Genomic DNA, 24,977 nt, shown 5'->3' with positions numbered 1-24,977 from the left:
CAACTCATGTGTCAAGGATGTCCCCGAACAGTGTCAGGGATGTCCCCGGCTATACAGCAGCCCAGCCTACGTTATTGAGTTATTTTTTGTCGGCGAATTACCTCGAACATACAGGGATGACGGTATCGGCGCGTTTAATCTCATCATTTTACAAATATCGTTCTTTAATATGTGTAAAATAATAATCTGGATTTAATGCTTCACCTGTTGCTTGACGTAATAATTCCTGATAAGGCAATAGTTTCCCATTTTGATGAACATGTTCCCTTAGCCAACGCAGCAACGATTTGAAATCACCTTGCTGTAATTGCTCTTTAATATCAGGAATTGATTTTTTTACGGCGGAGAATAATTGGGCGGCAATTAATGCGCCAAATGTATAGGCTGGAAAATATCCAAAAATTCCTGAAGGCCAATGAACATCTTGCATTACTCCATTTTTATTATCGCCTTTTGTGGATAAGCCTAAATATTTTTGCATGGATGAATCCCATACTTCTGGCAAGTCAGCAATAGTAATTTCAGAGGCAAACAGTTGTTGTTCTATTTCATAACGAAGGATCACATGTAAGGGATAAGTGACTTCATCCGCATCAACACGAATCAAACCCGGTTGTACTTTTGTAGCATGATAAAAGATATTTTCTGCAGTGATATTCTCTACACCCTGGAAATATTTTTGCGCCATAGGCACTAAATAATGAATGTACTCCAAACTTCTGCAAATTTGCATTTCAATAAATAAGGATTGACTCTCATGAACAGCCATTCCTAAGGAGTGTCCAACAGGTTGTATATTCCATTCTTTGGGCAAACCTTGCTCATAGAGAGCGTGTCCTGTTTCGTGGGTAATTGCCATTAAGGAGGATAAAAACTCATGCTCTTTATAGCGTGTTGTAATGCGAACATCACTTGCAATACCACCACAAAACGGATGATGACTTACATCCAGTCGACCATGATTAAAATCAAATCCTAGACGGCTCATGATTTCCATGCCCAGTTGCTTTTGCTTTTCTATTGGAAAATCGCCAGTGATTGTTTTTATCTGCCGAGTTTTTTGCTTTTCGATAATATTGGGAATCAGTTTGGGCAGCTCGGTTTTCAAGGAATTAAAAATAGGGGTGATTGTTTTACAGTCTAAATCTGGGGAATATTCATCAATTAACACATCCAGAGTCGATTTATTAAATGTTTGTGATTTAATCTCTGCTATTGTCTTTACTTTTTGAAATAATTGCTCCAGATGCGGTTTAAATGATTTCCAATCATTTTTCGCGCGTAATTCTCGCCATGCTTGGCCGCACGTTAACGATTCATTAGTGAACTCTTCAACTAAGTTTACCGGGATACATGTTGCCTGGAGATACTCTTTTTCCATCCAATAAAGGTTTCTTTGCTGCCAGGATGATAAATTGTTAATATCCTTTGCTTGTTTTATTAAGTCGCCTACTTTTTTATGGGTTAGCCAATCATGTTGGACAGCACTTAATGTGGCTAATGCTTCTGCTCGCGCTTTACCTCCGCCAGCAGGCATCATAGATGCCTCATCCCAGGAAACAATGGCTGCTAGATTTTCAAAGTCATAATATTTTTTAAAATGCTGTTCTAATTGTTGGTATGCATTCATGGGGGCTCTCAGTAAAAGTGTCAACAGATCCTAATTTAGGTATTTATTATCATTCATAAGCTATAGCCTAAATTGGTTGTTGGGTCAAAATAATTTTGCTTATTTTAGGAGCAATTTTTTATTAAAATCAATTATATCCGTTGCAATTAGTGATTCAAAAAAATAATGCAAAAAATAAATAAAATTGTACATTTGACCTACCAAAATTTGTAAATTAACTGTAAACTTGCTCCCAGAAAAGACATGGTTGGAACAAAACGAACTTCTTTTCTAGAGGTACTTTTTATCGGAATTTTAATTATTTTAATTTTTAAGGAGCAATGACATGCCTCATACCCCCCCAAGCTCACCTAAAGTTGAAAAAAAGACTGAAGACGAAAAAAGTTTGCACAGCTCACAAGAAAGTGAAGAGCTAGGAAGCGAACAGGACAGCTTAGAGCAAGAAACCGTAGAAGACAGTTTAGAAGAAAGTGTAGAAAACGGTTTAGAAGAAAGTGCAGAACAAAGTTCACAAACTGAGTCTGTTTCTGACGAAGCAAAGAATCAAGCTCCCCAAGAAAATCCCCAACCAAGAGGTCCCTCTTTATTTGGTTTTAATCCTAGAGTCCAACGCGTACCAGGATTTATTTGTCCAGAAGGCCATCTTCATGTTCTGTGCCCAGAAGGTCATATGCATGTACTGCCAGTATCTGAAGAGTTAAGAATGGCACTTACACTAGCGAGCCTGTTAAATGCTCTAGAAGCAGCGAATTTAGACGATGAGAATGAACTGGATACAAATGCTACTCCAGATGCTCAACCTCAACAAGGTGTGACTCATGATGCAACATCCGAAGCATCTGAGGATGAAGAGGAAGACGAGAACGAAAATAGCAGAGAACGTTGCGTTACTATGTAATTTCGAATTCCGCAGCTTCGCGCTGCGGATCTATCTTAGAAGTAGTCCCCATTTTGTAAATACATCATTCTAATACGCTAAACGATTATCGCGATTGATAAGTGACATCAACATCTTATATCATCGCACTAAAAAGCATCTCTAAAATTTAAATCAAACTAAGTGCTCATGATATTATTAATAAAAGCGATTAAAAAACTTTTTCTTTTCTTTCTGCTGATGGCCGTGATGTTTTTTTTCAAAACCATCGCTGTCAATGGAGCCCCTGAATCGAAAAAAATTCAGGAAGAGATCAATAAGCTGGCTGCAATAAATAAAATAGGTATCAAAGTGAGTTCCGCGCAATTGCCTAGCCCTTACAATGAGCTATTAACTCGACCGTTGATGACACAAGGCATTGAAAAACATTATGGGCGTCGAGCAATTATAAAAACAATTTTTGCAAACCAGAACCCGGAGAATAATACGTATCGTCGCTCAATAGTCATGCTTATTGATAGCAATAAAGAACGCAATGAGCCCAATTTTGCACAAACAACAAAAGAAGCCATGGTCGTCGAGCTTGCTTTCATTACGATGAACTTTAATGAATTACCCAAAAATATGAAGGAAGAGGTGCTACAGACGAATATTCCATTTGGAAAACTGTTGATCAAACATCATATCCAAGCGCTGTCACAGAATCGAAACTACTATAAACTCCAGTGCGGCAGAGCGTTGGCATCATTAATTAATTGCAATTTAAATGCTTCAATCTATGGACGCACAAACACTCTTATTCGGGCAGATAATAAAAAATGGTTAGCCCATGTTGTGGAAATTTTACCTAATCCTGTCGAAACCATTCCCACCATTAATAAGGCTGATTTGGACTAAGTAGCCACTTGTTTTAGTGTGTATTAAATGTTTATTGTGATATTATCCGCTCCAATATAAAACAAGGGCTGTTTCTATGCCATCCCTGTATGTGTTAGATAATTCGTTGATAAAAATAGCTCAATAAACGTAGGCTAGGCTGCTAAGCCCAGCCTACACTTGCTTTTTTCGTCAATGAATTGCCTAACACATATAATCCTGAGCATAACAAGGGATTACCGGAAGCAGGTCTATTAAAATTAAGCAAAAGGAACTTGGTGATTATGTGGAATGAAAAAGCAACAAAACCTTTCCTAATTATTTATATAAGCTTTTTGTTTCTCGCAACTTTTTTCATAGTTCCTACCATTACTAGCTTTTATTATTACGCTTGGGGAAAACACCTGGCTTGGTCCTATTTTGATGGACCACCCATGATTGCTTATTTTTTCCATATTTCTCAAGCAATTTTTGGAAATACATATTTTTCTATAAATAGTGTGGGTTTTTTATGCTTGATTGTGGGCGCCTATTATATATACAAGTTAGGTTGCCTCTTGGGCGATCAGCGAACTGGATTAATTAGTGCATTAATATGGGTTGCTTTGCCCACGACTACGGAAAGCATTTTTGTTCGTGTTCTATACGATGCCCCCTTAAATTTATTTACAATTCTGTCCTTCTACTATTTTGCTTGTTATATTTCATCCAAACGTATTCTTAATCTCTATCTTTGCGCTTTATTTATTGGCGCTATGATTTTATCTAAATATACTGCAGTTGTTAGTGTACTAGGACTGTTGCTGTATGTTCTGTTTTCAAAACAGAGACAGCTTTTTAAAAGCGTGCATTTTTACCTGGCGAGTTTTATCATTATTTTAATGGTTTCTCCGGTTATTTATTGGAATATCAATCATAATTGGATATCCATTACTTATTTATTAAACTTTCATAGTCAAACCCAAAGTAATACGACGATCGCTCATTGTCTCTTTGAATTGCTAGGGGCATTGGTGCTTAATTACTCTGTTTTTCTACTATTGGCTGTTTTTGGGTGGTTTAAGTATCAACAGGCTAAAAATACATCCAAAAATTTAGTTTTGGAGTTGACTTATGCTGTGTTGCTTGCTGGTCTGGCATTTTGGATTACAGCAACTTTATTAGGGGGCGATGCCCGGGTGGTTTATTTGACCCCGCTTGGAATGAACCTTGCCTTGATAACTGGGTACCTCATTACACAATATCATTATGATCGATTGTTTCGGATCATTTATCCAATTTTTCTGTCGTTTAGCATCATTATGATTGTTGCTAATTCATGGCCTATAGCATCCTATTTGAAAAAGGGCAGGGCCTATACGGTACTTAATAAAGCACTCCACACACCCGGAATTATAAAAAAGGGACAGCCTTTGGTGACTGGTTATTATACTAATTCTGCGGCATTGAGTTTCTTTATGCCCAATGAGCCGGTATATGCAATTCCTTGTGGCGATATTAATCAATACAACTATTGGGGCGCGGATTTTTTAAATTCATTATCAAAAGGGAAAATTGATAAAATCACATACGTAGATTTTAGAGACACAAAACAATGTGCTGAGCGATTTTTTAATCAGTGTCAATCGTTGGCTACATTATCGCACCATAAAATAATTCCTGTGCTTCACAAACAAACTAAGCCCATACATTTATTTGTATATGAATGTTCATCACCTCGTATTCAAGTTTCTCCTGCATAGTGAGGGCATGGGTTAGAACTTGCCAAGCGTGCGCATAACCATCTCTGGGGCCTATTCAATTGGCGTGAGATTTATTTTTTCATTCTGCTTTTTTTCGATTGCACTTGTAATTCTATAACGTAATAATAAGCTCCGAATTTAACCAGTCACAAACATGTTGTGTTTGTATTAGGCTATTTATTCTTTAAGGAAGAAAAATGAAACAAAAATTGCTCATTGGATTTACAGCGGTTGCACTGTCTTTGGCCCACATGGCGCATGCTGACTTTACTTTTTATTCTGGTGCAAATAATTGCGATGAGATTCCTGGAAATTGGGCAGGATCAGGTAAAGCGACCAATTGGTTAATCGGTGAATGTGCTTATAATGGCTCAGGAACTCTTGGTGAGCTAGATACAAATGGTAGTTTTGATATAGAAGTCAGTGCGGACAAAAGTTCAGGAAGTTTTGTATGCCCAGACCATAATACGACGAAACTGAAGGGAGTTTGTGTTAATGGTAAGGTTACTATCAAGACGGAATACGGCAATTTGAGTGGTATTTTTTCAAAAACTTCAGGTAGTGCTAAAGGCACTCTAAGCGTTTCGCCTGGTATGGACGTCGATGTATCCATTCAATTTAAACGAGTGGGCTAAAAATAATTTATTGCCTGGGTCTTTGGTCTGCACCCAGGCTACATTGCATCAACTTTAGTTTAACGATTTTTTTAAAGCCAATATATGCTGATAGGCTTCATTGATTCGCTCTTGGCGGATTTCGCCTGATTGTACTTTCGCTTCAATTATATCAATGACTTGTGCTGGATTTTGTTCTGGAACAGATAAATTGTTTCCAAACATCAGCATGTCGGCACCAGCATTGATGGCTAATACTAATGCTTGTTCAAGTCCATAATTGTCGCTAATGGCTTTCATTTGCATATCATCAGTAATAATGACGCCCTGAAAATGGAGTTGATTACGCAGAAGCTCAGTTAATATTTTGTGCGATAGAGTTGCTGGTAATCCCGATGGATCGAGTTGACGATTCACAATATGAGCGGTCATGACTACGCCACAAGCTTCATTGGAATGTAACATGTCTTTAAAAGGATCTAATTCATAAGTGTGCCAGGTGTCAGTGACGTCTACAAAACCTAAGTGTGAGTCTTTGGTGGCGCTACCATGACCTGGAAAGTGCTTATAAGCACATTGAATTTTTTGATTTAGGAAATAGTGTGTGTAAATACGGGCATAGAGCGTAACCTGTTTGGGATCGTAAGAGAAGCTGCGCTCTTTTTTCCCAATAACTGGATTGTCTGGATTGACGTTTACATCCAGTTCAGGAGCAAAATCTAAATTAAATTCCGCTTTTTTTAAAGTTTGCGACATAATCTGCGCTGTGTATTCGGCTTCCTTTAAGCCTCTTTTGCCAACTTCTGCGGCAGATAATGTTGAAGGAAATCCATATTGCGCACCTAAGCGACTTACCTGACCGCCCTCATAATCTACGGAAATTAATAGCGGTAATTGTATTCGATGATGTTGCAAATTGCTTTGCTTAGCAAAATTTTGCAGATCATGGTTCAGTTGTTTTACTTGATCCGGGTTTGCAATATTTTTATTGAATGTTTTTGTATGATAGTTGTAGTCGAATAAAATGACACCACCGATGTTATTTTTTTCAATTGTTTTTACTATTGGAGATTGGTCATTAATTTTTTTTCCGTCAAAACCAATGAGAAGCATTTGACCAATTTTATCGCGTAAACTCACTTCGGATACAGTCGTCGCAAGACAACTTGTAGAAAAGAAGAAAGCGAACAGCAGTGAGAAAAAATAGTTCATAAGTGGCCTATGTATTTACCAAGTGGAACAAATTTTATCATTTAGTATGATTTTGCGCAATCTGTGCCTTGTTATACCTATAATAGCTGAAAGTATACCTCAGAGATAAGAGTTGCTATTATTTCTTTACTCTAAGACTGGATATTGAAGGAAGGTATAAACTATGACTACTGCGAGTGAGTACTTTAATAAAAATTGGCAACGTTACCAAAGCGCGCTCAAAAACAATACATTATATCATCGTGAAATGCTGCAGGCATTGCAACAGTTTCTTGCGGGTCAAATAGGAAGTCGTCCTTTTTCCTTTGTGGATGTGGGCTGTGGGGATAGCAGCATGGTTGCTCCCGTACTTGCTGCAACCTCAATAAAAAAATATATTGGTATTGATGCCGCACAAGATGTTTTAAAAATAGCAGAAAATACATTGGCAGCATTTACTTGCGAAAAAGAGCTGATTGCCGACAATATGATTTCTGCGCTTCCACGTTTATCTGGTCCATTTGATGTTATCTATACCAGCTATGCAGTTCACCATTTAGCTCGACAAGAAAAAGAAAATTTTATTGCTACGTGCAAAGAGAAACTAAGCCCTAATGGTTTTTTATTAATGGTGGATGGTGTGCTGAAGCAGAATCAAACACGCAATGAATGGCTGGATGCGTTGAAATCACGAATGTTGGAAAGTAATCCTGAGATCGATGGGGATGAGATTAATGCACGTATGGAGCATCCGCATGCGGATGATTATCCTGAAGAAATTGAGACCTTCGCACAAATTGCTCGCTATCAATCGTGGAATAACTTTCAAGTTCTTGTAGACAAGGGAATATTTGCCTTCATGGCATTTACGAAATAGTTTTATTTTCATGTAACTAGGCTTAAGGAGCATTAGGCTAAACTCTCATTACCCTAACCCTTTCCGAAAAATGGGGAGAGGGGAATAAAAAATAAATACAGTCAACAAAAATCCCCTTTTTTGTTTTGCGGAGGAGGGCTAGGGAGAGGGTGATAAATAGTCCTCCACAGTAGAAGCTTGGCACTTCATTTCACCCAAGATACAAGGTGTCTACAAATCTATGTAAACAGCTGTGCCTTCGCTGCATTAATATAGATTTGATCGATGATTCCAATAATCAGTGATGCTGGGCCGGAAGCTGCTGATGATATTGGACCAACGCATCCAGCATAAAAATGTACTGCGTTATTAGCAGCGGAAAATGAGTCTTCGGTGACTGAATTAAAAACACTAATAATTGCTGACAGTAAATTGCCTATCCCTGCTACTTTTTGTACCAGGGCTGAATCAAAATTAAACTGAGTGCTTTGCTCTGAATTGACAACCAGATGTCTTTTCCCACTCACAACTACAGTAAGCTTATGCTTTTTGGCCAATGATTTAGCGTTTTCTATGATTGTTTTTTCCTCGATAAGATGATTATTATCTTGGATTACTAATTCTTCGGTCAGTAAACTCGCAATTTCATTGGGGTAGCCGCGAATAATGGAAATTTGGTGCTTTTTTATTATGTTTGTTGCAACGTCTGTTCTGTAGCGACTAGCTCCTGTTCCTACTGGATCTAAAATAATGGGAATATTCATTTGGTTTGCTATCGTGCAAATGTGATTGCTCAATTTAACAAATGCCTTATCTAATTTGCCTAAATTGATTACAACTGCTTTGGCAAGGTTTAGTAATTCCGCAACCTCTTCTTCTGCACCACACATTATGGGGAATCCACCGATACTGCGAACGCCGCCACCTATATAACCCATAGGAAAATAATTAGTAATAACTAATATCAAAGGTTTTTGGTTTCTTATTTTCCTTAAGGTTTCATTTACTTCCGGTGTCATTAAAAGTCCATTTTTAGAGTAATTTAAATTTAAAATTACTTTAACGTACTTTTTGAGTTACAACCACTGAATTGATGAATTAGATAAGTGGCAATTATGATAAAGAGTGGTTTGCTTTTTTAAACAAGTCGGACTAAGTTTAAATTCTATGGAAGAAATTTTAACCTCAAGGAGAGTCTAAATGTCAAAGCACAATAAATTTAAAAATGAGTCACAAGATGCACGCCGTCATGATCAACAGCATTCTTCTCATCCCGATAAAATGAAACACACTCATGAAAAATCTAAATTAGAATCTCATCCTAATAAAAAGAAATGAAATAAATTATAAATGATGAGAGATGGCCTTAGCTTTTGGAAAAGCTAAGGCCAGTTTACTAATTATCTGTAGCAACGTAATTGACCCCAAGCATTTCTCCAGCAACCTCGATGATATGGAGCGGGTCGAGCATTGGGTCCTGGGGCATTTAATACACATCCACCATACGCATTTCTATGATATCCATGACCACATCCTTGAGCTGCAGTTGCAATGGATGTATAGCCTACTGCGAAGAATAAAGAACCTAATATAATCCCTGTACGTAACACTTTTGAAATGCATGAACTTGTATTCATTACATCCTCCTTCGGTTTACTTTTTTTTTCACTCAGCTTAAGTATAGAATTGATTTTTTAATTTGCATAAATTTAACGCTAAAAAAATAATTTTAAATCCAAGTGATTGTAAAATAATCAAAACCATTTTAAATAAGATGATGGTTTTGGCTATGAAGACTATTTATCTTCCCATAAGCTCAGTTGTTTGAAGGATAGATTTTCTTTTTTACAAAATGTTTCTGTTTCTAAAGAAGGGTTGGGTTCAGTATTTAACTTAAATCGTTACACGCGATCTGAAATCGAGTTTTTAAAAGGTTGGCATATTTTCCTTCACCTCGCATGCGAGTACCGAACTGCGCATCGTATTCTTTACCTCCACGCATTTGACGAATAAGGCTCATCACATGTTCCGCTCGCTCAGGAAAATGGTTTATGAGCCGCTCTTTTACTTCATGAGGCAATCGGATTAATACATAATTGGCATGCTCAGGTAATAAAAAAGTCTCTAGAGGAGGTAGCGCTTCTTCTTCAATATCCTAGCCATCAGCAAAATGCTCACGAGTTTGGGACTCGAATCGACCGTCTGGATTGCTAAGCGCACCGCGATTTTTAAGCGTCTGATTAGGTTTCATAACAGCGGAGGAAAAATTAAAAAGCTGCTTATCTAGCACAATCTCCTAAGAAACAGGTCCATATTCACAATGGGCTTACCCTTTGGGGTGATTGATTACGGAAGCAGTCATTCTGGAAATGCAGGTTAGTTTTTGCTCCTCATTAAAAATCTTAACTTCCCAAACATGTGTAGAGCGCCCTATATGGATAGGTGAGGTGATGGCAGTAACAATGCCTTGTTTTACGGAATGGATGTGATTGGCATTAATTTCCAAACCGACACAAAAAAATTGGCTTATATCGATTACTGCGTTTGCTGCAGTGCTGGCGACCGTTTCTGATAGGGCGACATTCGCACCACCATGAAGAATGCCTATAGGTTGTTTGGTGCGTTCATTTACGGGCATGGTTGCTTTTAAAAAATTGTCACCAATCTCAATGAACTGAATACCAAGAAATTCAGACATGGTATTTTTTCCAAATTGATTTAGCCCTTCGAGAGAAATTTTTTTAAACCATATAGCCATTTTTATCTCCTTGTTCTTAAAATAAGATAAACTTTATTTCTCCAAAAACCAATAAGAAATTTTTATGTCGAATCAAGCATGCATGAGATGTTATGTCTCTGGAAAAGTTCAAGGCGTATGGTATCGCGCTTCAGCACAAAGAGAAGCGCGGAAATTAGATATTACAGGCTGGGCACGAAATCTGGATGATGGGCGTGTCGAAGTCTTAGCCTGTGGGGTAGTTGACAATCTGGAGCGATTTTATGAATGGTTAAAGGAAGGTCCACAGCTCGCTGTTGTCGAAGAATGCACTCACGAACTGCTTGTTTGGCAAAAATATGAAGGGTTTGATACTTTTTAAGTGGATTAGGTGCTTTGTAGCCTGGGTGAAGCGAAGCGTAACCCGGGTTTTGGGATATGAATAAAATTCCTAATCCCGCTTCGCTTCACCCAGGCTCCATCATTGATTATTTATTTGTATGAGACTTGATAAAATGTTTTATGGATTCAATTAATCGAAAAACCTCATTGGGTACAAATACTTCAAGTTGCGCAAAAACATGGATCATTCCCTGAAATTCTTCTAATGTTACGGAAACTCCCAAGTGTTCTATTTTTTTTGCAAACGCCAGCGCTTCATCGTGTAAGGGATCATACTCAGCAGCAGCGATATAACAAGGAGGTAATAATTCTAAATGCTGGAAATTCATGGGTGATGCTTGTACGCGATCGCCACCATGTTGAAAATAATTGTCAAAATACCATTTAATTTTTTCTCGCGTGAGTAAAAAACCTTCTCCATTGCGCTGGTACGAATCATAGTTCATAGAGAAATCAACAGATGGATAGATTAACACTAATCCCTTAATCGAGTTATCGCCTAGTTCGTTTATGTGATGACAGACAGAAAGTGCTAAATTTCCCCCGGCACTATCACCTGCTAAAAAGATGTGGTCTGTATCGACCTGGTACTCTTTAAGCAACTCAGCTTGATGTTCAAAAACCGCGATACAATCTTGTAATCCAGCTGGATAGGGAAATTCTGGAGCCAAACGATAACCAACAGAAAGAACGATAGATTGACTGCTCACAGCAATCCGCCGGCAAAGCGCGTCATGGGTATCTATACTTCCTGATAGATGTCCGCCACCATGGAAATAAATAATTAAGGGTAATTTTTTTTGCGGCGCGGGATGATAAATTCGTGTTGGTATGACACGATCTGCCAGTTGTAGTGCCAGGTTGTGTATCAGGGGGACAAATAACTTAGGGAGGATGAAAGCCTCTGCTGTTTTTTCCGCAAACTCACGTACCTCTATGGGTATAAAAACAGCCGGTTTTGTATTGGTAAAATTCAAAAAATTTTGCAGCGATTGCGGGATATGGCTATGGCTCCGTGACATTGATTGCCTCCTATTCCTCACTATAGAGCGAGGATATTTTTAATCGGGATCACCAGATAAAACCAACGTATTTTTTATTTTTATAACCTTTACTATTAATAGCCCAACAGCAAGTAACCAAACAATACTTGAGATAATAATAAAACTTAATAAAGGATTAACCCTTAAATAGCCCATCAATATCACACTAAGTGTTGCAAAACACATGTTCACAAAACTCATCATGGCTGCAGCACTGGCTTTGTCCTGAATGGCGTTAGAGGCAACAAAGGATCCACCTGAAAATAGAAAACTCCCAAATAAATACAAGCTGGCTGTAATTAGGAAAAACCATAATGTTGATGTAATTGCAAAATGCCATATCAGCAATAAATTGAGTATGCCTACGGCAAGACCAAGAAAACCAACGAAAATCAGCTGATTCGCTGAAAAACGAGTCAGTAATTGTTTGCCAAATAATCCACCCAAAAGCATGCCAATAATGTTGAGTATATTCCAATAGCCGTATTCAGCTGCTGATAGTTTCAATAGCTCTTCTGCAATTTGTGGCCCTGCAGCAGAAAAGCAATAAGATATTGCAGAACAACATCCTACAACTAATGAAAAAATCACCAATTTTGAAGAAGCAAGTGCAGCATAATAATCTCGTACAATGGTTAAGACATGAATTGGCTTAGGATGAACTAATGTTTCGCTAAACACACAAGTTCCGCCGAGCATCACCAAACCATGCACCAGTAAAATCCAAAAACATACTTGCCAGTGAAGATATTCAGTAATCAGACCACCAACTACGACAGCGATCCCAATTCCAAGTGCAAAGGATAATACGGAATAGGCCATAGCAGCTTTACGTTGTGATTCAGGTAACCACTCATTAATTAACATGAAAGTACAGGCAAGACCACTGGCGGAGCCGAGGGCTGTAATTAACCGTCCGCTGACAAGCAACTCATAGCTTCCCTGTAGGGCAGCAATCAAACAAATAACAATCCCGAACAGATTAATCACAAGCCCAGTGCGTAGTGCTTTTAAACGGCCAAATCGGTTAGCCAGCGGGCCATAAATCAATTGGCCAACCACATAACCAATCAAAAAAGCAGAGACTATCCATTCAATAGTCCCTGGGCCTAAAGCATATTCTGACTGAATTTTGGGTAAAGCAGGGGTGATAATCGCTGCTGAAACCGATGCAATAGAAATGTAGTTGAGCAACCAAAACAGGTTAAATGAGGAAGCTTTTTCACTAACGCTCATGACTGTCCTTAAAGTAAAAAGATTCATTGTAAGTGCTTCTTTATCTTAGTCAACATTCTTTTTGCCGTCATCCCAAGTGTAACGCGGGATCTCCACGCGTTAGCACAGTGTTTCGATGAGAGCCCTTGTTGAACTCGGGATTACCTAATACATTCAGGGATGACGGGACAAAGTGGATAAAGTGTTCAATAAAAGTTGGTATTATTCTATAGGTGCTTTGCAAAATGTGCGGATGGTTTCATTGGTTTGATTATCAATAATTTCACCATGAATCTCATCAAAATAGCCGTTGACTTGAATTAACATCCAAGCGTAAAGCCTATCGATATCATTGCCAGTTTGGGTCGCGATTCTTTCTTCTTTACAGTAAACATTTGCGGTAAATTGCGTATTCATTGAAGAATCCTTTGATCCAAACATATATATATAAGTTTAGCTTTTTTTCCCTAATTCACCACGTTATCGAAGGGTATATTGAACTATAATTTATATAGGGGAATTCTTTTGAGGAGATTGTTATGGGTACCAATTTCTTAGCTGCAGTCCTGGGCTGGTATTTGGTCATTGTAAGCCTACTTTTACTACTAAGACGTGACATTGTAGTCACCGCAATGAAAGAATTAATGGGGCAGCGCGCTGTAATGTTGGTTGTCGGCATAATCACATTAATTGTTGGTTTATTAATGGTTATTAGCCATAACGTATGGGTAATAGGCTGGCCTGTCATAGTTACTATTTTTGCCTGGTTGATACTCATTGGCGGTTTATTTAGACTCTATTGTCCAGATACTGTGTATAAAATTTGGAATAAAATGATCGGTAAAACGGAGCTGTTTCTTACTACGGGAGTAATCACATTAGTTATTGGTCTGTTTTTGTTGTATAAAGTTTATTTTCATTGAAAGGACTTATTCGGTGGGTCAACGTCAATGTAGCCTGAGTGAAACAAAGTGATATCCGGGTACGGTCTGTCAGATTTTCACCTAGGCTACAATTTATTATTCTTTCATTAGCTCTTTGAACGTAACCGATAGACTGGTATAAAAAATGGTAGTCGTACTTTCAAATCCAGAATCAGTACCGAGTACTAGCCATGCTTCACCTTTATCATTGGCAGTTACGGTATAATTAGCGAGCTTGGCTTGCATTTCTTCATTGGGTAAATAGGGTAGCGTTTTCAATCGATATGTAACGTTTTGCGTGTCAACACCAATAGTGCCAATCAGGATCATGTCTTTTCCATCAAGTGCCTGATTTCCTTTATCCAAATCAATCATGTAATAGCCATCATCAGCCACATAGCGTTGAGGTTCGTTGGAGACAGCCCCAATTTTTACATAAACTGAATCACCTGCTGAGCCCCCTGTACCTACAGAGCCCTCAGGAGCATTAGAGGCAAATTCCAAAGTAAAACCGGCGTGGTAGGTTGTATTAGGCTTTAATCCCTTTACTTTTGTATAAGCATACATGAACAAATCATCACTGTGATTATTGCCTGATATTTTTAATCCTTGTAGTGGCGTATTAATTTCATGAGGTAGTTTAACGCCATTTTTAAATTCAAGCTCAAAGAACTCTTCTTGGCCTTTAGGATAATCAGCAAATGAAACCTTAAAATGTTCTTTTTTAGAAAAAGTATATTTATACGATTTTAGATCAGGATTATTTAAAGCAAATGCTGAAATCGAGGAAATTAATAAAGAGCAGAACAAGGCGGTGCGTTTCAAGGCGTCATCCGATTGGTTGATAATCGCGCATTTTAAAATTAAACCGCCAATAGAGCAAGAGAACACTAATAAAAGCAGCCAAGGACATGCCCCACCAGAGACCAACACCACCCCATTGGAGAGGAATTGCCAATAAATAACCTATGGGTAATGCGATTCCCCAAAAACTGATTATGGAAATAATTAGGGTATACCGTGTATCTTTGAGAGCGCGTAACGCGCCAAATAGGGAGATTCGAGCTGATTCGAATATTTGAAAAATTGCGCTGACCGCTAGAAGTTGAATAGCAAAATGCACCACGCTCTGATTGTCGGGGTTATGTATGTCAAAATCGATGCCAATAAGTAGCTTAGGGAAAAACCAATAAATAAGGGCCGCAACAAACATAAAAATAACTGAAGTCATCGTACCAATATAACCCGCATGTTTTGCGGTGAGTATATCACCCTTTCCCAATAAATAGCCTATGCGTACCGTGATTGCTTGAGCTATAGAAAAAATAACGGAGGTTAAAATGCACAGATATTGTAAGGTGATTTGATTGGCAGCCAATAATTGATTTCCTAGTGACCCCATAATTAAAATTAATACAAAGAAAAAGCCAATTTCGATGCAGTACATTATTCCTAAAGGAGCACCAATTTTAAGTAGTTCAATTAAGTAGAATGGTTTGATGTAGGTAAAAAGATGTCGCGTATAGGGTTTATAGTTTTTATTCGTAAAAATATACCCGGTGAAAAATAAGGCGGTTATCCAAAAACCTATTGTTGTACCCCAACCTGCACCAGCAACACCTAAAGCAGGCAAGCCAAACTTTCCAAAAATCAGTACGAAACTAAATAAGATATTCAAGGAAACATTCAGCGCACTAAAGAGCAATGCCAATTGTGTCTTGCCAAGCCCTATAACAAATTCTAATAACACGACAGTAATAAAATTTGCAAATAATCCCCATGTTAGTGCGTGTAAATAGGATTCAGTCAGCTTAACTAAAGCTTGGTCTTGTCCAAGATATAAGAGTAACGGCGCAATATGCCAAAAGAAATAACACGTAGGAAGGGTCAAAATACAGGCCAGCCAAACCCCATCTCGAAAAACCAAGGAAATCCCGTGCTCATCTTGAGCCCCATGTCGATGAGCTACCAAAACATTAATTGAATTTAAAATACCAATAATGATGACGTTAAATGTTCCAAATAACCAAGCAACCAGCGAACCTGCTGCCAATGCATCTTGACTTACATGTGCTAAAAAGATAGTCACAAAAAAGTAGACTGAAGATTGTAATAATCCAGTGAGAATTAGTGGAATAGCTAATCTTAGTAACGCTTGAAAATTATTTTTAGTTGTTCGCACAAAAATTCTCTATCAATGCTGTTTAACTTTTTTCGAAATGACAAGAGGGCAGGGTTTACTTACAATTCTCTTGGCCAATGTTGTCCCCATCATCCCTCGCCACGCTCGGGATGATGAGTGAGCATATGCTGTGCGGCGCTCTAAAACCACAGCATTTTGCCCACACTAGCGAATTGTAACCAGTCTCTGAATCACTCATTATAGTTTAAATCAAATTATTTGTGATTCATTAATTTGGTACAAATCGATTTTATCGTTCGATTAAGAAACGAATGGTTTCGATACCGGCGCAGAACGGTTCTCCTGATAGAAGTATTTTATGTCACCATGAAGCTCTTTTAGTTCCTCTATATCATAAATTCCCTCTCTAGCTTGTTTGTTTAGCTGATCGTATGTGTCAACGAACACTTCGAACTCATCTTGTATTTGGGTGTTATTCATAATTCCATCGCGTTGAATTTCTATAATTAAATCATCTAATTCAGTTTTTATTTTCTCATATTCATTCTTATCGCCTGGAATTTTCGCTTTAACCTCTGGTTTATTCATTGCTTGATATAAAAAATAAATCGCAAGTATTCCGATAGGGAGCAAAATAGCTAACCCAATGTAAAGATTTGCAGCAGATGTCTCTTGTTCCTGCACACGGCATACAGGCATATCACGACATGCAGGCAAATCTTGATCAGCACATGCTGTGATGGCAGGAGGTTGTTCAGCTGGGCGAGGACATGTTGATGTTTCATAGGTCCAGTTGGGGCGGCGACACTCATCAACTAGGGAAGTTTTTTTAGGTAGTTCGAAGAAGGTTGAACTGGATTGATGAACAGATTTCTGGGGTTTTGGCGGGGGGAGTAATTCCAGTTGATCTGGCTTTTGAGGTGGCTCTAGACCTTTGAGTTCGTATTGGACTTTGATCCACCCATGCATCGAAATCATCAATGTATTTAATTCTTGAGCTTGTTCTGCAAGCATTGCAAAATTAGATCCTGCTATTTTAGGACCGTTCAATTGTCCAATAACATGGTTTACTTGTTGTTTGAGCGCTTGATTCGTTTTTGTAAGCTCTGACGTTGTAGAGGGAAAATGGGCTAAAGTGTCTTGATTATCTATGAACGTATTTAATTTTTGTCGTTCTGACGTGAGCCATTTTTTTATATTAGATAAACTGATATACGATAAATTTTGTTCCTCTTGAATTACTTTATGATATTCCTGTGTATTCGCCTGGATTATTTTTTCGATGTGAACAGCGGATTCATCAATAAAGGGTTCAACTTGTTTTAATAGTAAAGATAATTGTTCCTTAAATTGCGCTACTGTAAACACCTCACCAGCTTGCTCTAATAATCCCATGGTTTGAGTAACGACTTTTTGAAAACGCTCGAGTTCATTTAAATCCGTTATTGCCTTAGCATAATGATCGAGTACTTCTTCCTGCATTGTGATTAATTGGAAATCAGGGCAATCTTTAAGCTGCTCTCCTGTTAATTGCAGTCCAGGCGTAGAATGCTTTACGACAGCCGTTGAACTTTTACCACACCCTTTTGCTGCAAGCGTAGGATAGGCTTTAAGATTGGTTTGACCAATTGCGGGAGTAGCGGTGTGGGGATTCACTTGGTTTGTACTCAGGGCAAAATGCAATACTCTATTGCGCTCACTTGATAATTGTTCAAGAGTTTTTGATAACTCACTCAGTCGATCTCTTAATAATTGTGATTCCATTCGATGCGTTAATTGAGGTTGAATTGTATCATCAATGGTACTGCGCAAATTAGCTAAAAATAATTTATCAGAACCTACAAAAGGAGAAATGTCTTTTTCTATAGTACGTACATAACGAGTGACATGCTCCAGTTGTTCTCTTGTTTGTTTGAGATTGGGATTTTGACTGATTTCTTTCAGAATACGATTCAGATCTAGTAGGAAGAAATTCATGGGCTGATTTAAATGATCTTTGGGTAGCTCCTGATTTCTAAGTAATAAATAATCTCCGGTTTTTTGCATTAACTCATACAAAGCAGGCCATTGTAGGCGTTGGCTATCAATGGGGTGGACGTAAAAATCATCTCGGGTTAAGACGTGACGCGTCTTAAATGCATTGGAGTAAAACCATGAGCGTTCATAAACATTCACCAAGGCTTGTGAGTCCTCTGCGAACCAAGAACTTGGATTGGCCAAATAATCAGGATGAATTCCTGAGTTGGCGCGAGTTTTAATTATCCATTCTCTTTGGGCTAATTCTTCTTCGGTATAGCAGGACTCTGAATACAGCGAGTAGAATGCAAAACGAGAGCTACGTGGTTGGGGATTATATGAGGTAAAATACTCTTTCTTTGCTTTTGTCATACTTCTCACTCCTTGAGATAGAACAACTAGAAAGTTATTGTGCGGTTGCTAACTAAATAGAATATTTTTGAACCAATTTAATTTGATAACATGCTTTACCCGAATATGCAACTGTATGCTATCGATCAATGGAGTTGTGGTTTAACCTTCTCTTTTTTGTTAAATTATATTTTTTAACCTGAATGAGTCGCTTATGCCTTCTTTTGATATTGTCTCCGAAACCAATATGGTTGAATTACGTCATGCAGTTGATAATGCAGTGCGTGAAATGGGTACCCGCTTTGATTTTCGTGGCGTTGAGTCTAGCATAGAACTTAAAGAACTTACGGTGACGTTGCGAGCCGAATCAGATTTTCAAGTCAGACAATTAGAGGATTTGTTCCGCAATCATTGCAGTAAACGTAATCTTGATGCCTCTGGGGTGGATATAGAAGATAAACCGGTGCACAGCGGAAAGTTTTTTTCCTTGAATATGACGTTTAAACAAGGAATAGATCAGCCAACAGCCAAAGACATTGTGAAATACATTAAAGACTCTAAGGCTAAGGTACAAGCATCCATTCAAGGAGACAAAGTCCGTGTTACCGGTAAAAAGCGCGATGATTTACAAGAAACAATTGCGCTTTTAAAAAACTCAGATATTAAATTGCCATTACAATATGAGAATTTTCGTGATTAGTTCTCTTTGAGCTTCATCACTTAGTTTTCCCTCTTCCGCCCGGGCGGAAGAGCGTGATTTTTTTAATTCACAATTTCATCAATTTTGGCAGAAATCCTTGCTGATAAGTAAGGATCTTTCTTCGCTAGGCTACGAGCAACTTTAAGCTGAGCGACTGCAGCTCTTTTTTGTCCTTCAAGAAGTAAACATTGAGCTTGAGTAAAATAGGCGTAGCCTTTTTGATGCGATTTCGCTTGTGCTCGCGCTAACTCACGGCATAAAGGAAGATCTTGTCGGTACTTTCTGCTTCCTTTAAGTAAGATGCTTGTTGCTTTTGCGTTTTGATTTGCAGCCAATAAGCCCTGAGCATAGGCCATCAGTGCTGCATAATTATCTGGATAATTTTTTTGCATTTCTTCCAGCCGAGCGAGCGCTGCTTTATGTTGGGACAATCCTGTTTCAGTTTGTGCCATCGCAATTTGAAAATAAAGATTATTATTTTCTACTAATAAAGGGCTCAAAATTGCCGCTGCCTTTGTAAAATTATTGGTATTGATTAAAGTAAGCGCATGACCATATTGGCAGGCATAGGCGGGGGCTTTTTTGTTGCATTGATGCTCATAATAATCGAGTAAAGTTTTAGGTTCTCGAGTAACTGAAGTACGGATCAACTCTTTAACTAATGAATAATCAGGAGAATCTGCATATTGTTTGCGTGAAAATTGTGTCGTTCGGTTTTCTGCTTCGGAAATCCTATCCCCGTCTAAAGGATGGGTGCGCAGAATGGCAGGGACGTTTGCAGTGTAGTAATAACGAGAGTTTTCCTGCATTTTTTTAAAAAATGCAGCCATGCTGTGGGGATTATATCCCGCTTTAATTAGCATATCGATGCCGATTCTATCTGCCTCTTTTTCTTTGGAACGAGTAAAATTGATATTGTCTTGAGAGAATCCAGACAAAGAGCCCATCATGCCTGCCATTCCAACTGTAGGATTGATGATACCTAAAGCTGCAGATGCCAGTAAGGATGCGAGCATGGGAATACGCATTTGTTTTTGATGTTCGATAGCTCTGTACAGGTGATGTAAACGTACGTGTGCAATCTCGTGGGCCATTACTCCGGCTAGTTCACTTTCACTATCAGTGGTTAAAATAAGTTGCGAATTAATACCTATATGCCCACCAGGACCTGCAAAGGCATTGATTTCATTTGATTTAACGATAAAGAAATCAGGAGGTTTGATACGGCCAGCACGCGCAAGATTTTTTCCAATACGATTAATGTATTGGCTTGCTAACGGATTTCGCTCTACGCTCTCCGATTGATTGATCTGCTGTACAAACTCTTTTTCTAATTGTTCCAGCTCGCTTGTAGAATACGGAGACAATCCTTCAGCGAAAGATGGCTGGACAAAAATACTTGCTAACAGTATCCAACAGAAGTTTTTCTTAATTTTCAATTTAATCATTAGGCTACTCAAAAATTGAATAATTTGTTATCATTCACGCATCGTAACTACTCATACTCTCTCGTTATCCCGCGGTTTGTCCGTGCCGTAACGTTCTATATAGTGCATGAGTGGTTACATGCATCTTTAGAAAGGTACTAAAACAATGCACAAAAAGTTTTTGCTCGCAGCTCTTGAACAGGCCCGTCTTGGACAAGGCCATTGCGCCCCTAATCCTTGTGTTGGCGCTGTTGCTGTGCAAAATGGAACTATTATAGCACAAGCTTGTCATAGAGGTGCAGGAACTCCGCATGCAGAACAATTATTGTTAACACAGATTCCTCCTAAAATGCCAGGGGTCAGCCTATATATTTCTCTTGAACCTTGTAATCATTGGGGGAGAACGCCGCCTTGTGTCGATGCGATTATCCAACATGGAGTAGAAGAAGTTGTTTTTGCTTATGTGGATCCTAATCCAGTTGTAGCTAAGAATAATTCCACAGAAAAATTACGTGCCCATGGAATAAAGGTGACACATTATCCGGTAGACGAGGTTACAGAATTTTATAAAAGTTATTCTCATTGGACTTTGACTAAAAAGCCTAGAGTAACGGTGAAAATGGCACAAACACTCAATGGTAAGATTGGTCGCACAGTAGGAGAGCGTGTTATTTTGTCTAATGCCTTATGTGGTGAGTTTACGCAGCAAATGCGTGCTGCGACTGATGTAATTCTGACAACAGCTAGAACAGTGCAACTGGATAATCCCAAGATGAATGCGCGTTTAGGTCAGGAAGAGCAGGCAAAACCTGTAGCAATTATCGATAGACAGCTGAGCCTTGATAAAGAGTCTAAAGTTTTTTCAACGGCCGCTCATTGCCATATATATCATTGTAGTGATCGAGAGACTTCCTATCCTAATAGTACGTTGCATTTTATGCCTATGAACGATCAGGCAATGAATTTAAGTGCTATAATCAGCCACTTGGGAGAATTGGGATTTCACGATGTTTGGGTAGAGGCAGGGGGTGCTCTTTTTAGTGCACTACATCAAGAGGGGTTAGTTCATCGGACTTATTTATATATTGCACCAAGTATTTTGGAGCACAATGCAGTTTCAGCATACCAGCAGAGTGGGATATTTAACCGAGCGCATACAGTTTCTTGGCATCCTATGGGCAACAATGTGATAGCATGTCTGGATTGGCAGGAAGATTAAATGAACACTGGATCAAATGAGGTCGCGTTATGAAGTATTCATTAGCTACAATAGAACACGCAGTGGAAACACTCAAAGCCGGTAAAATGGTTATTTTAATGGATGATGAAGATAGGGAAAATGAAGGAGATCTGGTTGTGGCGGCAGAGTACGCAACTCCGGAGGTAATTAATTTCATGTCTCGTCATGGTTGTGGATTGATCTGCTTGTCTATGGCTGATGAACTGATTGATAAATTACAATTGCCCATGATGGCGCAAAATAATAAATCACCTTATGGTACGGCATTTACTGTATCCATAGAAGCAGCACAAGGCGTGTCGACAGGTATTTCAGCTCAAGATAGAGCTCAGACTATTCAAGTTGCCATTAATCCTGAAAGTGGGCCAGCAGATGTGATTTCTCCTGGACATGTTTTTCCTTTACGCGCTAGGAAAAAGGGTGTGTTAGAACGACCAGGACAAACAGAAGGTAGTGTCGATTTGGCAAAGCTTGCCGGCTTAGCTCCTGCGGCAGTGATTTGTGAAATTATCAATGAAGATGGAACCATGAGCAGACGTGATGAGTTGGTTTTATTTTCTCAAAAACATAATATCCCTCTGGTTACTATCAAAGATTTGATAGAATACCGAATTCGTCATGAAGTGCTAGTCAATGCTGATGCGTCAACACGTATTCCTTTGCAAAACAAAGGTGATTTTAATATGACCGTGTTTGCAAATGAACTTGATTCTGCGGAGCATTTTGCTTTAGTGAAGCCACCGGCATTTGCCAATCGAGTACCTTTAGTGCGTATTCATTCAGAATGCATTACTGGCGATGTTTTCGGTTCTTGTAAGTGTGATTGTGGCAAACAATTGGAGCAGTCTCTATCGCTGATTGCAGCTGAAGGGGGCATTTTAATCTATTTACGCCAAGAAGGGCGAGGAATTGGTTTAGCGAATAAACTAAAAGCTTATGCCTTGCAGGAGCAAGGTTTGGATACGGTTGATGCCAATCATCAACTGGGTCTTCCTGTTGACGGCAGGGATTATGCGATTGCCTATCAAATATTAAAATATTTTGGTATTGATGCAATAAGGTTATTAACGAATAACCCATCAAAAATTGCTGCTGTTGATCGTTATGGAATAAAGGTTATGGAGAGAGTGCCTTTAGAAATAGAGCCTACTAAGGAAAGTCACAGATATTTAAAAACTAAAAAAGAGAAAATGGGGCATTTGCTGGCAATAGATTAGTTGGTTTTCTGATTTATTGTTGCCTAGATGTATTGTAGCCTGGGTGAAGCGAAGCGGAACCATAGTAAGAATCCCGGGTTCCGCTTCGCTTCACCCAGGCTACAATAGAACCTGAATTTTCTTTTTTCTTTGAACCAGTACTAAATTAGCAGGATATAGGTCAATTATGACAAATTTTATTTTTATTACAGGTGGTGTGGTCTCCTCCTTAGGAAAGGGCATCGCAGCTGCGTCTCTCGCGGCTGTTCTTGAGGCACGTGGTCTTAAAGTAACAATGATTAAGCTTGATCCTTATATTAACGTTGATCCTGGAACCATGAGTCCATTCCAACATGGTGAGGTTTTTGTCACCAATGATGGTGCAGAAACCGATCTGGATTTGGGACACTATGAACGTTTCGTAAATACAACCATGACCAAACGCAACAATTTTACCTCTGGGAAAATTTATGAAAACGTCATTAAAAAAGAAAGAAAAGGTGATTATTTAGGGGGGACTGTTCAGGTTATTCCTCATATCACTAATGAGATCAAGCGATGCATCAAATTAGGCGCTGATGGTTTTGATGTGGCAATGGTGGAAATTGGTGGAACCGTTGGTGATATTGAATCATTACCGTTTCTTGAAGCAATTCGTCAAATGCGTATGGAATTAGGTTCGCAAAGAACCTTATTTATACATCTGACTTTAGTGCCCTATATTGCTACTTCAGGTGAAACGAAAACAAAACCAACTCAGCATTCAGTGAAGGAGTTGCGTTCTATAGGTATCCAACCGGATATTTTGATTTGCCGTTCAGAAAAAGCGTTACCTATGTCAGACCGCGCTAAAATTGCATTGTTTACTAATGTGGAGAAAGATGGGGTTATTTCTCTTGAAGATGCGCCAAGCATTTATCAAATTCCAAGAATATTACATGAGCATGGGCTTGATGACATTGTTGTGAAGAAGCTTGGACTTGATGCCAAACCCGCTGATTTAAGTGAGTGGGATCGTGTTGTGGCGATGCAAACAACACAAACCGCAACTGTAAAAATTGCTATGGTCGGTAAGTATATTGAGTTGAACGATGCATATAAATCAATTAATGAAGCATTGTTGCATGCCGGACTTCATACTCAAACTAAAGTCGAAATTGTCTATTTAGATGCGGAATTGATCGAAAAACATGGTGCCGCAATTTTGGAAGGTATAGACGCTATTCTTGTTCCAGGTGGTTTTGGGGAACGTGGCGTAGAAGGTAAAATTAAAGCAATCCAATATGCGAGAGAGTACAAAGTGCCTTTCTTGGGAATTTGTTTGGGGATGCAAACCGCTGTGATTGAGTTTGCTAGAAACGTTGTTGGCTTAAAAGACGCGAATTCTACCGAGTTTAATAAGCATACTGCCTATCCTGTACTGGGATTAATCAGTGAGTGGATGGATGTGGATGGTTCAAAACAACTTCGTGATGAACATGGTGATTTAGGCGGCACGATGCGTTTGGGTGCCCAGTTGTGTCAATTGGCAGAAGGTACGCTAGCACGTAAGGTTTATGGAGCACCACAAGTAATTGAACGCCATCGTCATCGTTATGAAGTAAATAATAAATATGTTGAAAGTCTGGTTGAGCATGGATTAATTATCTCTGGGCGCTCAGCAGATAATTCTTTGGTTGAAATGGTGGAGCTAGCAGACCATCCTTGGTTTTTAGCCTGTCAATTTCATCCAGAATTTACATCAACTCCTAGAGCAAGCCATCCGCTGTTTAAACAGTTTGTGCTTGCTGCTCGCGAAAAACATCAAGGGAAAAATTAA

25 protein-coding genes are annotated in these 24,977 nt (G+C 38.8%); 12 read left to right on the top strand and 13 right to left on the bottom strand.

The annotated features are described in order from the left end of the window. Nucleotides 1–148: 148 nt before the first annotated feature. Nucleotides 149–1,630, bottom strand: a complete 1,482-nt coding sequence (locus BGO44_RS02560; protein WP_273201088.1) for a carboxypeptidase M32 — start codon at nt 1,628–1,630, stop codon at nt 149–151. 325 nt (nt 1,631–1,955) lie between these two features. On the opposite strand from BGO44_RS02560, the gene BGO44_RS02555 reads away from it, so the two are divergent. The 4 genes from BGO44_RS02555 (at nt 1,956) to BGO44_RS02540 (ending at nt 5,760) form a co-directional block, all read left to right on the top strand. Continuing rightward, nucleotides 1,956–2,528: a hypothetical protein gene (locus tag BGO44_RS02555; RefSeq protein WP_273201090.1), complete on the top strand. Its 573-nt coding sequence runs from the start codon at nt 1,956–1,958 to the stop codon at nt 2,526–2,528. Between the two features lie 168 nt (nt 2,529–2,696). Further along, nucleotides 2,697–3,404, top strand: coding sequence for a hypothetical protein (locus BGO44_RS02550; protein ID WP_273201093.1), 708 nt, complete (start codon nt 2,697–2,699; stop codon nt 3,402–3,404). A 263-nt stretch (nt 3,405–3,667) separates the two neighbouring features. Next, entirely contained in the window at nt 3,668–5,125 is a 1,458-nt protein-coding gene (locus tag BGO44_RS02545; RefSeq protein WP_058512243.1) for a glycosyltransferase family 39 protein, read from the top strand. Between the two features lie 197 nt (nt 5,126–5,322). After that, entirely contained in the window at nt 5,323–5,760 is a 438-nt protein-coding gene (locus BGO44_RS02540) for a hypothetical protein (RefSeq protein ID WP_058512244.1), read from the top strand. A gap of 54 nt (nt 5,761–5,814) precedes the next feature. Here BGO44_RS02540 and BGO44_RS02535 read toward each other — a convergent pair whose 3' ends face one another. Next, nucleotides 5,815–6,951 (bottom strand): glycoside hydrolase family 3 protein, encoded by a 1,137-nt coding sequence (locus BGO44_RS02535; RefSeq protein ID WP_273201096.1) that lies wholly within the window; start codon nt 6,949–6,951, stop codon nt 5,815–5,817. A gap of 163 nt (nt 6,952–7,114) precedes the next feature. Here BGO44_RS02535 and BGO44_RS02530 point away from each other — a divergent pair, with 163 nt between their 5' ends. Then, the gene (locus BGO44_RS02530; protein WP_058512246.1) at nt 7,115–7,807 is read left to right on the top strand and encodes a class I SAM-dependent methyltransferase; all 693 of its coding nucleotides are present in this window, start codon (nt 7,115–7,117) and stop codon (nt 7,805–7,807) included. 218 nt (nt 7,808–8,025) lie between these two features. Here BGO44_RS02530 and thiM read toward each other — a convergent pair whose 3' ends face one another. Next, the gene (thiM, locus tag BGO44_RS02525) at nt 8,026–8,805 is read right to left on the bottom strand and encodes a hydroxyethylthiazole kinase (protein WP_058512247.1); all 780 of its coding nucleotides are present in this window, start codon (nt 8,803–8,805) and stop codon (nt 8,026–8,028) included. Between the two features lie 181 nt (nt 8,806–8,986). Between thiM and BGO44_RS02520 the strand changes: the two genes are divergently transcribed. Beyond that, nucleotides 8,987–9,124 carry a hypothetical protein gene (locus BGO44_RS02520; RefSeq protein WP_193393441.1) on the top strand — a complete coding sequence of 46 codons (138 nt, stop codon included), beginning with the start codon at nt 8,987–8,989 and terminating at the stop codon, nt 9,122–9,124. A gap of 62 nt (nt 9,125–9,186) precedes the next feature. Here BGO44_RS02520 and BGO44_RS02515 read toward each other — a convergent pair whose 3' ends face one another. From BGO44_RS02515 to BGO44_RS02505, 3 genes are all read right to left on the bottom strand, one after another. Continuing rightward, nucleotides 9,187–9,423: a GCG_CRPN prefix-to-repeats domain-containing protein gene (locus tag BGO44_RS02515; RefSeq protein ID WP_058512248.1), complete on the bottom strand. Its 237-nt coding sequence runs from the start codon at nt 9,421–9,423 to the stop codon at nt 9,187–9,189. Between the two features lie 251 nt (nt 9,424–9,674). Then, entirely contained in the window at nt 9,675–9,866 is a 192-nt protein-coding gene (locus BGO44_RS02510; RefSeq protein WP_273201099.1) for a hypothetical protein, read from the bottom strand. A gap of 246 nt (nt 9,867–10,112) precedes the next feature. Beyond that, the gene (locus BGO44_RS02505; RefSeq protein ID WP_058512250.1) at nt 10,113–10,544 is read right to left on the bottom strand and encodes a hotdog fold thioesterase; all 432 of its coding nucleotides are present in this window, start codon (nt 10,542–10,544) and stop codon (nt 10,113–10,115) included. A gap of 64 nt (nt 10,545–10,608) precedes the next feature. Between BGO44_RS02505 and BGO44_RS02500 the strand changes: the two genes are divergently transcribed. Next, nucleotides 10,609–10,884 (top strand): acylphosphatase, encoded by a 276-nt coding sequence (locus BGO44_RS02500; protein ID WP_058512251.1) that lies wholly within the window; start codon nt 10,609–10,611, stop codon nt 10,882–10,884. Nucleotides 10,885–10,990: 106 nt separating this feature from the next. Here the strand turns inward: BGO44_RS02500 and BGO44_RS02495 are convergent, their stop codons facing one another. From BGO44_RS02495 to BGO44_RS02485, 3 genes are all read right to left on the bottom strand, one after another. Then, nucleotides 10,991–11,926: an alpha/beta hydrolase gene (locus tag BGO44_RS02495; protein WP_058512252.1), complete on the bottom strand. Its 936-nt coding sequence runs from the start codon at nt 11,924–11,926 to the stop codon at nt 10,991–10,993. A gap of 39 nt (nt 11,927–11,965) precedes the next feature. After that, nucleotides 11,966–13,183, bottom strand: coding sequence for an MFS transporter (locus BGO44_RS02490; protein ID WP_058512253.1), 1,218 nt, complete (start codon nt 13,181–13,183; stop codon nt 11,966–11,968). Between the two features lie 201 nt (nt 13,184–13,384). After that, nucleotides 13,385–13,579 (bottom strand): hypothetical protein, encoded by a 195-nt coding sequence (locus tag BGO44_RS02485; RefSeq protein WP_058512254.1) that lies wholly within the window; start codon nt 13,577–13,579, stop codon nt 13,385–13,387. Between the two features lie 122 nt (nt 13,580–13,701). Here BGO44_RS02485 and BGO44_RS02480 point away from each other — a divergent pair, with 122 nt between their 5' ends. After that, complete coding sequence (locus BGO44_RS02480) at nt 13,702–14,085, top strand: hypothetical protein (RefSeq protein WP_058512255.1); 384 nt, start codon at nt 13,702–13,704, stop codon at nt 14,083–14,085. Nucleotides 14,086–14,181: 96 nt separating this feature from the next. Here BGO44_RS02480 and BGO44_RS02475 read toward each other — a convergent pair whose 3' ends face one another. From BGO44_RS02475 to BGO44_RS02465, 3 genes are all read right to left on the bottom strand, one after another. Beyond that, nucleotides 14,182–14,910 (bottom strand): hypothetical protein, encoded by a 729-nt coding sequence (locus tag BGO44_RS02475; protein WP_273201103.1) that lies wholly within the window; start codon nt 14,908–14,910, stop codon nt 14,182–14,184. 4 nt (nt 14,911–14,914) lie between these two features. Further along, nucleotides 14,915–16,267, bottom strand: a complete 1,353-nt coding sequence (locus BGO44_RS02470; RefSeq protein ID WP_058512256.1) for an MATE family efflux transporter — start codon at nt 16,265–16,267, stop codon at nt 14,915–14,917. 261 nt (nt 16,268–16,528) lie between these two features. Then, nucleotides 16,529–18,616, bottom strand: coding sequence for a hypothetical protein (locus BGO44_RS02465; protein ID WP_273201105.1), 2,088 nt, complete (start codon nt 18,614–18,616; stop codon nt 16,529–16,531). Between the two features lie 193 nt (nt 18,617–18,809). Between BGO44_RS02465 and BGO44_RS02460 the strand changes: the two genes are divergently transcribed. After that, nucleotides 18,810–19,295 carry a YajQ family cyclic di-GMP-binding protein gene (locus BGO44_RS02460; protein WP_058512258.1) on the top strand — a complete coding sequence of 162 codons (486 nt, stop codon included), beginning with the start codon at nt 18,810–18,812 and terminating at the stop codon, nt 19,293–19,295. 62 nt (nt 19,296–19,357) lie between these two features. Here BGO44_RS02460 and BGO44_RS02455 read toward each other — a convergent pair whose 3' ends face one another. Further along, a complete protein-coding gene (locus BGO44_RS02455; RefSeq protein WP_273201108.1) occupies nt 19,358–20,743 on the bottom strand; it encodes a M48 family metalloprotease in 1,386 nt (461 codons plus the stop codon). A 145-nt stretch (nt 20,744–20,888) separates the two neighbouring features. Here BGO44_RS02455 and ribD point away from each other — a divergent pair, with 145 nt between their 5' ends. The 3 genes from ribD to pyrG all read left to right on the top strand — a co-directional run bounded on the left by ribD (nt 20,889) and on the right by pyrG (nt 24,977). After that, complete coding sequence (gene ribD / locus BGO44_RS02450) at nt 20,889–21,941, top strand: bifunctional diaminohydroxyphosphoribosylaminopyrimidine deaminase/5-amino-6-(5-phosphoribosylamino)uracil reductase RibD (protein ID WP_273201110.1); 1,053 nt, start codon at nt 20,889–20,891, stop codon at nt 21,939–21,941. Nucleotides 21,942–21,970: 29 nt separating this feature from the next. Beyond that, a complete protein-coding gene (ribB, locus tag BGO44_RS02445) occupies nt 21,971–23,179 on the top strand; it encodes a 3,4-dihydroxy-2-butanone-4-phosphate synthase (protein WP_273201112.1) in 1,209 nt (402 codons plus the stop codon). Nucleotides 23,180–23,345: 166 nt separating this feature from the next. After that, nucleotides 23,346–24,977, top strand: coding sequence for a CTP synthase (gene pyrG, locus BGO44_RS02440; RefSeq protein ID WP_058512262.1), 1,632 nt, complete (start codon nt 23,346–23,348; stop codon nt 24,975–24,977).

The organism is Legionella sp. 39-23, from assembly GCF_001897665.1.
Classification (GTDB): domain Bacteria; phylum Pseudomonadota; class Gammaproteobacteria; order Legionellales; family Legionellaceae; genus Legionella; species Legionella steelei.
The sequence above is the reverse complement of the archived record's forward strand: the minus strand, read 5'-3'. Positions and strand labels throughout refer to the sequence as shown.

What these genes read in the sequence shown, in the direction of transcription:
- BGO44_RS02560 (WP_273201088.1), bottom strand. Translation starts at nt 1,630, where the DNA reads ATGAATGCATACCAACAATTAGAACAGCATTTTAAAAAATATTATGAC.
- BGO44_RS02555 (WP_273201090.1), top strand. Translation starts at nt 1,956, where the DNA reads ATGCCTCATACCCCCCCAAGCTCACCTAAAGTTGAAAAAAAGACTGAA.
- BGO44_RS02550 (WP_273201093.1), top strand. Translation starts at nt 2,697, where the DNA reads ATGATATTATTAATAAAAGCGATTAAAAAACTTTTTCTTTTCTTTCTG.
- BGO44_RS02545 (WP_058512243.1), top strand. Translation starts at nt 3,668, where the DNA reads ATGTGGAATGAAAAAGCAACAAAACCTTTCCTAATTATTTATATAAGC.
- BGO44_RS02540 (WP_058512244.1), top strand. Translation starts at nt 5,323, where the DNA reads ATGAAACAAAAATTGCTCATTGGATTTACAGCGGTTGCACTGTCTTTG.
- BGO44_RS02535 (WP_273201096.1), bottom strand. Translation starts at nt 6,951, where the DNA reads ATGAACTATTTTTTCTCACTGCTGTTCGCTTTCTTCTTTTCTACAAGT.
- BGO44_RS02530 (WP_058512246.1), top strand. Translation starts at nt 7,115, where the DNA reads ATGACTACTGCGAGTGAGTACTTTAATAAAAATTGGCAACGTTACCAA.
- thiM (WP_058512247.1), bottom strand. Translation starts at nt 8,805, where the DNA reads ATGACACCGGAAGTAAATGAAACCTTAAGGAAAATAAGAAACCAAAAA.
- BGO44_RS02520 (WP_193393441.1), top strand. Translation starts at nt 8,987, where the DNA reads ATGTCAAAGCACAATAAATTTAAAAATGAGTCACAAGATGCACGCCGT.
- BGO44_RS02515 (WP_058512248.1), bottom strand. Translation starts at nt 9,423, where the DNA reads ATGAATACAAGTTCATGCATTTCAAAAGTGTTACGTACAGGGATTATA.
- BGO44_RS02505 (WP_058512250.1), bottom strand. Translation starts at nt 10,544, where the DNA reads ATGGCTATATGGTTTAAAAAAATTTCTCTCGAAGGGCTAAATCAATTT.
- BGO44_RS02500 (WP_058512251.1), top strand. Translation starts at nt 10,609, where the DNA reads ATGTCGAATCAAGCATGCATGAGATGTTATGTCTCTGGAAAAGTTCAA.
- BGO44_RS02495 (WP_058512252.1), bottom strand. Translation starts at nt 11,926, where the DNA reads ATGTCACGGAGCCATAGCCATATCCCGCAATCGCTGCAAAATTTTTTG.
- BGO44_RS02490 (WP_058512253.1), bottom strand. Translation starts at nt 13,183, where the DNA reads ATGAGCGTTAGTGAAAAAGCTTCCTCATTTAACCTGTTTTGGTTGCTC.
- BGO44_RS02485 (WP_058512254.1), bottom strand. Translation starts at nt 13,579, where the DNA reads ATGAATACGCAATTTACCGCAAATGTTTACTGTAAAGAAGAAAGAATC.
- BGO44_RS02480 (WP_058512255.1), top strand. Translation starts at nt 13,702, where the DNA reads ATGGGTACCAATTTCTTAGCTGCAGTCCTGGGCTGGTATTTGGTCATT.
- BGO44_RS02465 (WP_273201105.1), bottom strand. Translation starts at nt 18,616, where the DNA reads ATGACAAAAGCAAAGAAAGAGTATTTTACCTCATATAATCCCCAACCA.
- BGO44_RS02460 (WP_058512258.1), top strand. Translation starts at nt 18,810, where the DNA reads ATGCCTTCTTTTGATATTGTCTCCGAAACCAATATGGTTGAATTACGT.
- BGO44_RS02455 (WP_273201108.1), bottom strand. Translation starts at nt 20,743, where the DNA reads ATGATTAAATTGAAAATTAAGAAAAACTTCTGTTGGATACTGTTAGCA.
- ribD (WP_273201110.1), top strand. Translation starts at nt 20,889, where the DNA reads ATGCACAAAAAGTTTTTGCTCGCAGCTCTTGAACAGGCCCGTCTTGGA.
- ribB (WP_273201112.1), top strand. Translation starts at nt 21,971, where the DNA reads ATGAAGTATTCATTAGCTACAATAGAACACGCAGTGGAAACACTCAAA.
- pyrG (WP_058512262.1), top strand. Translation starts at nt 23,346, where the DNA reads ATGACAAATTTTATTTTTATTACAGGTGGTGTGGTCTCCTCCTTAGGA.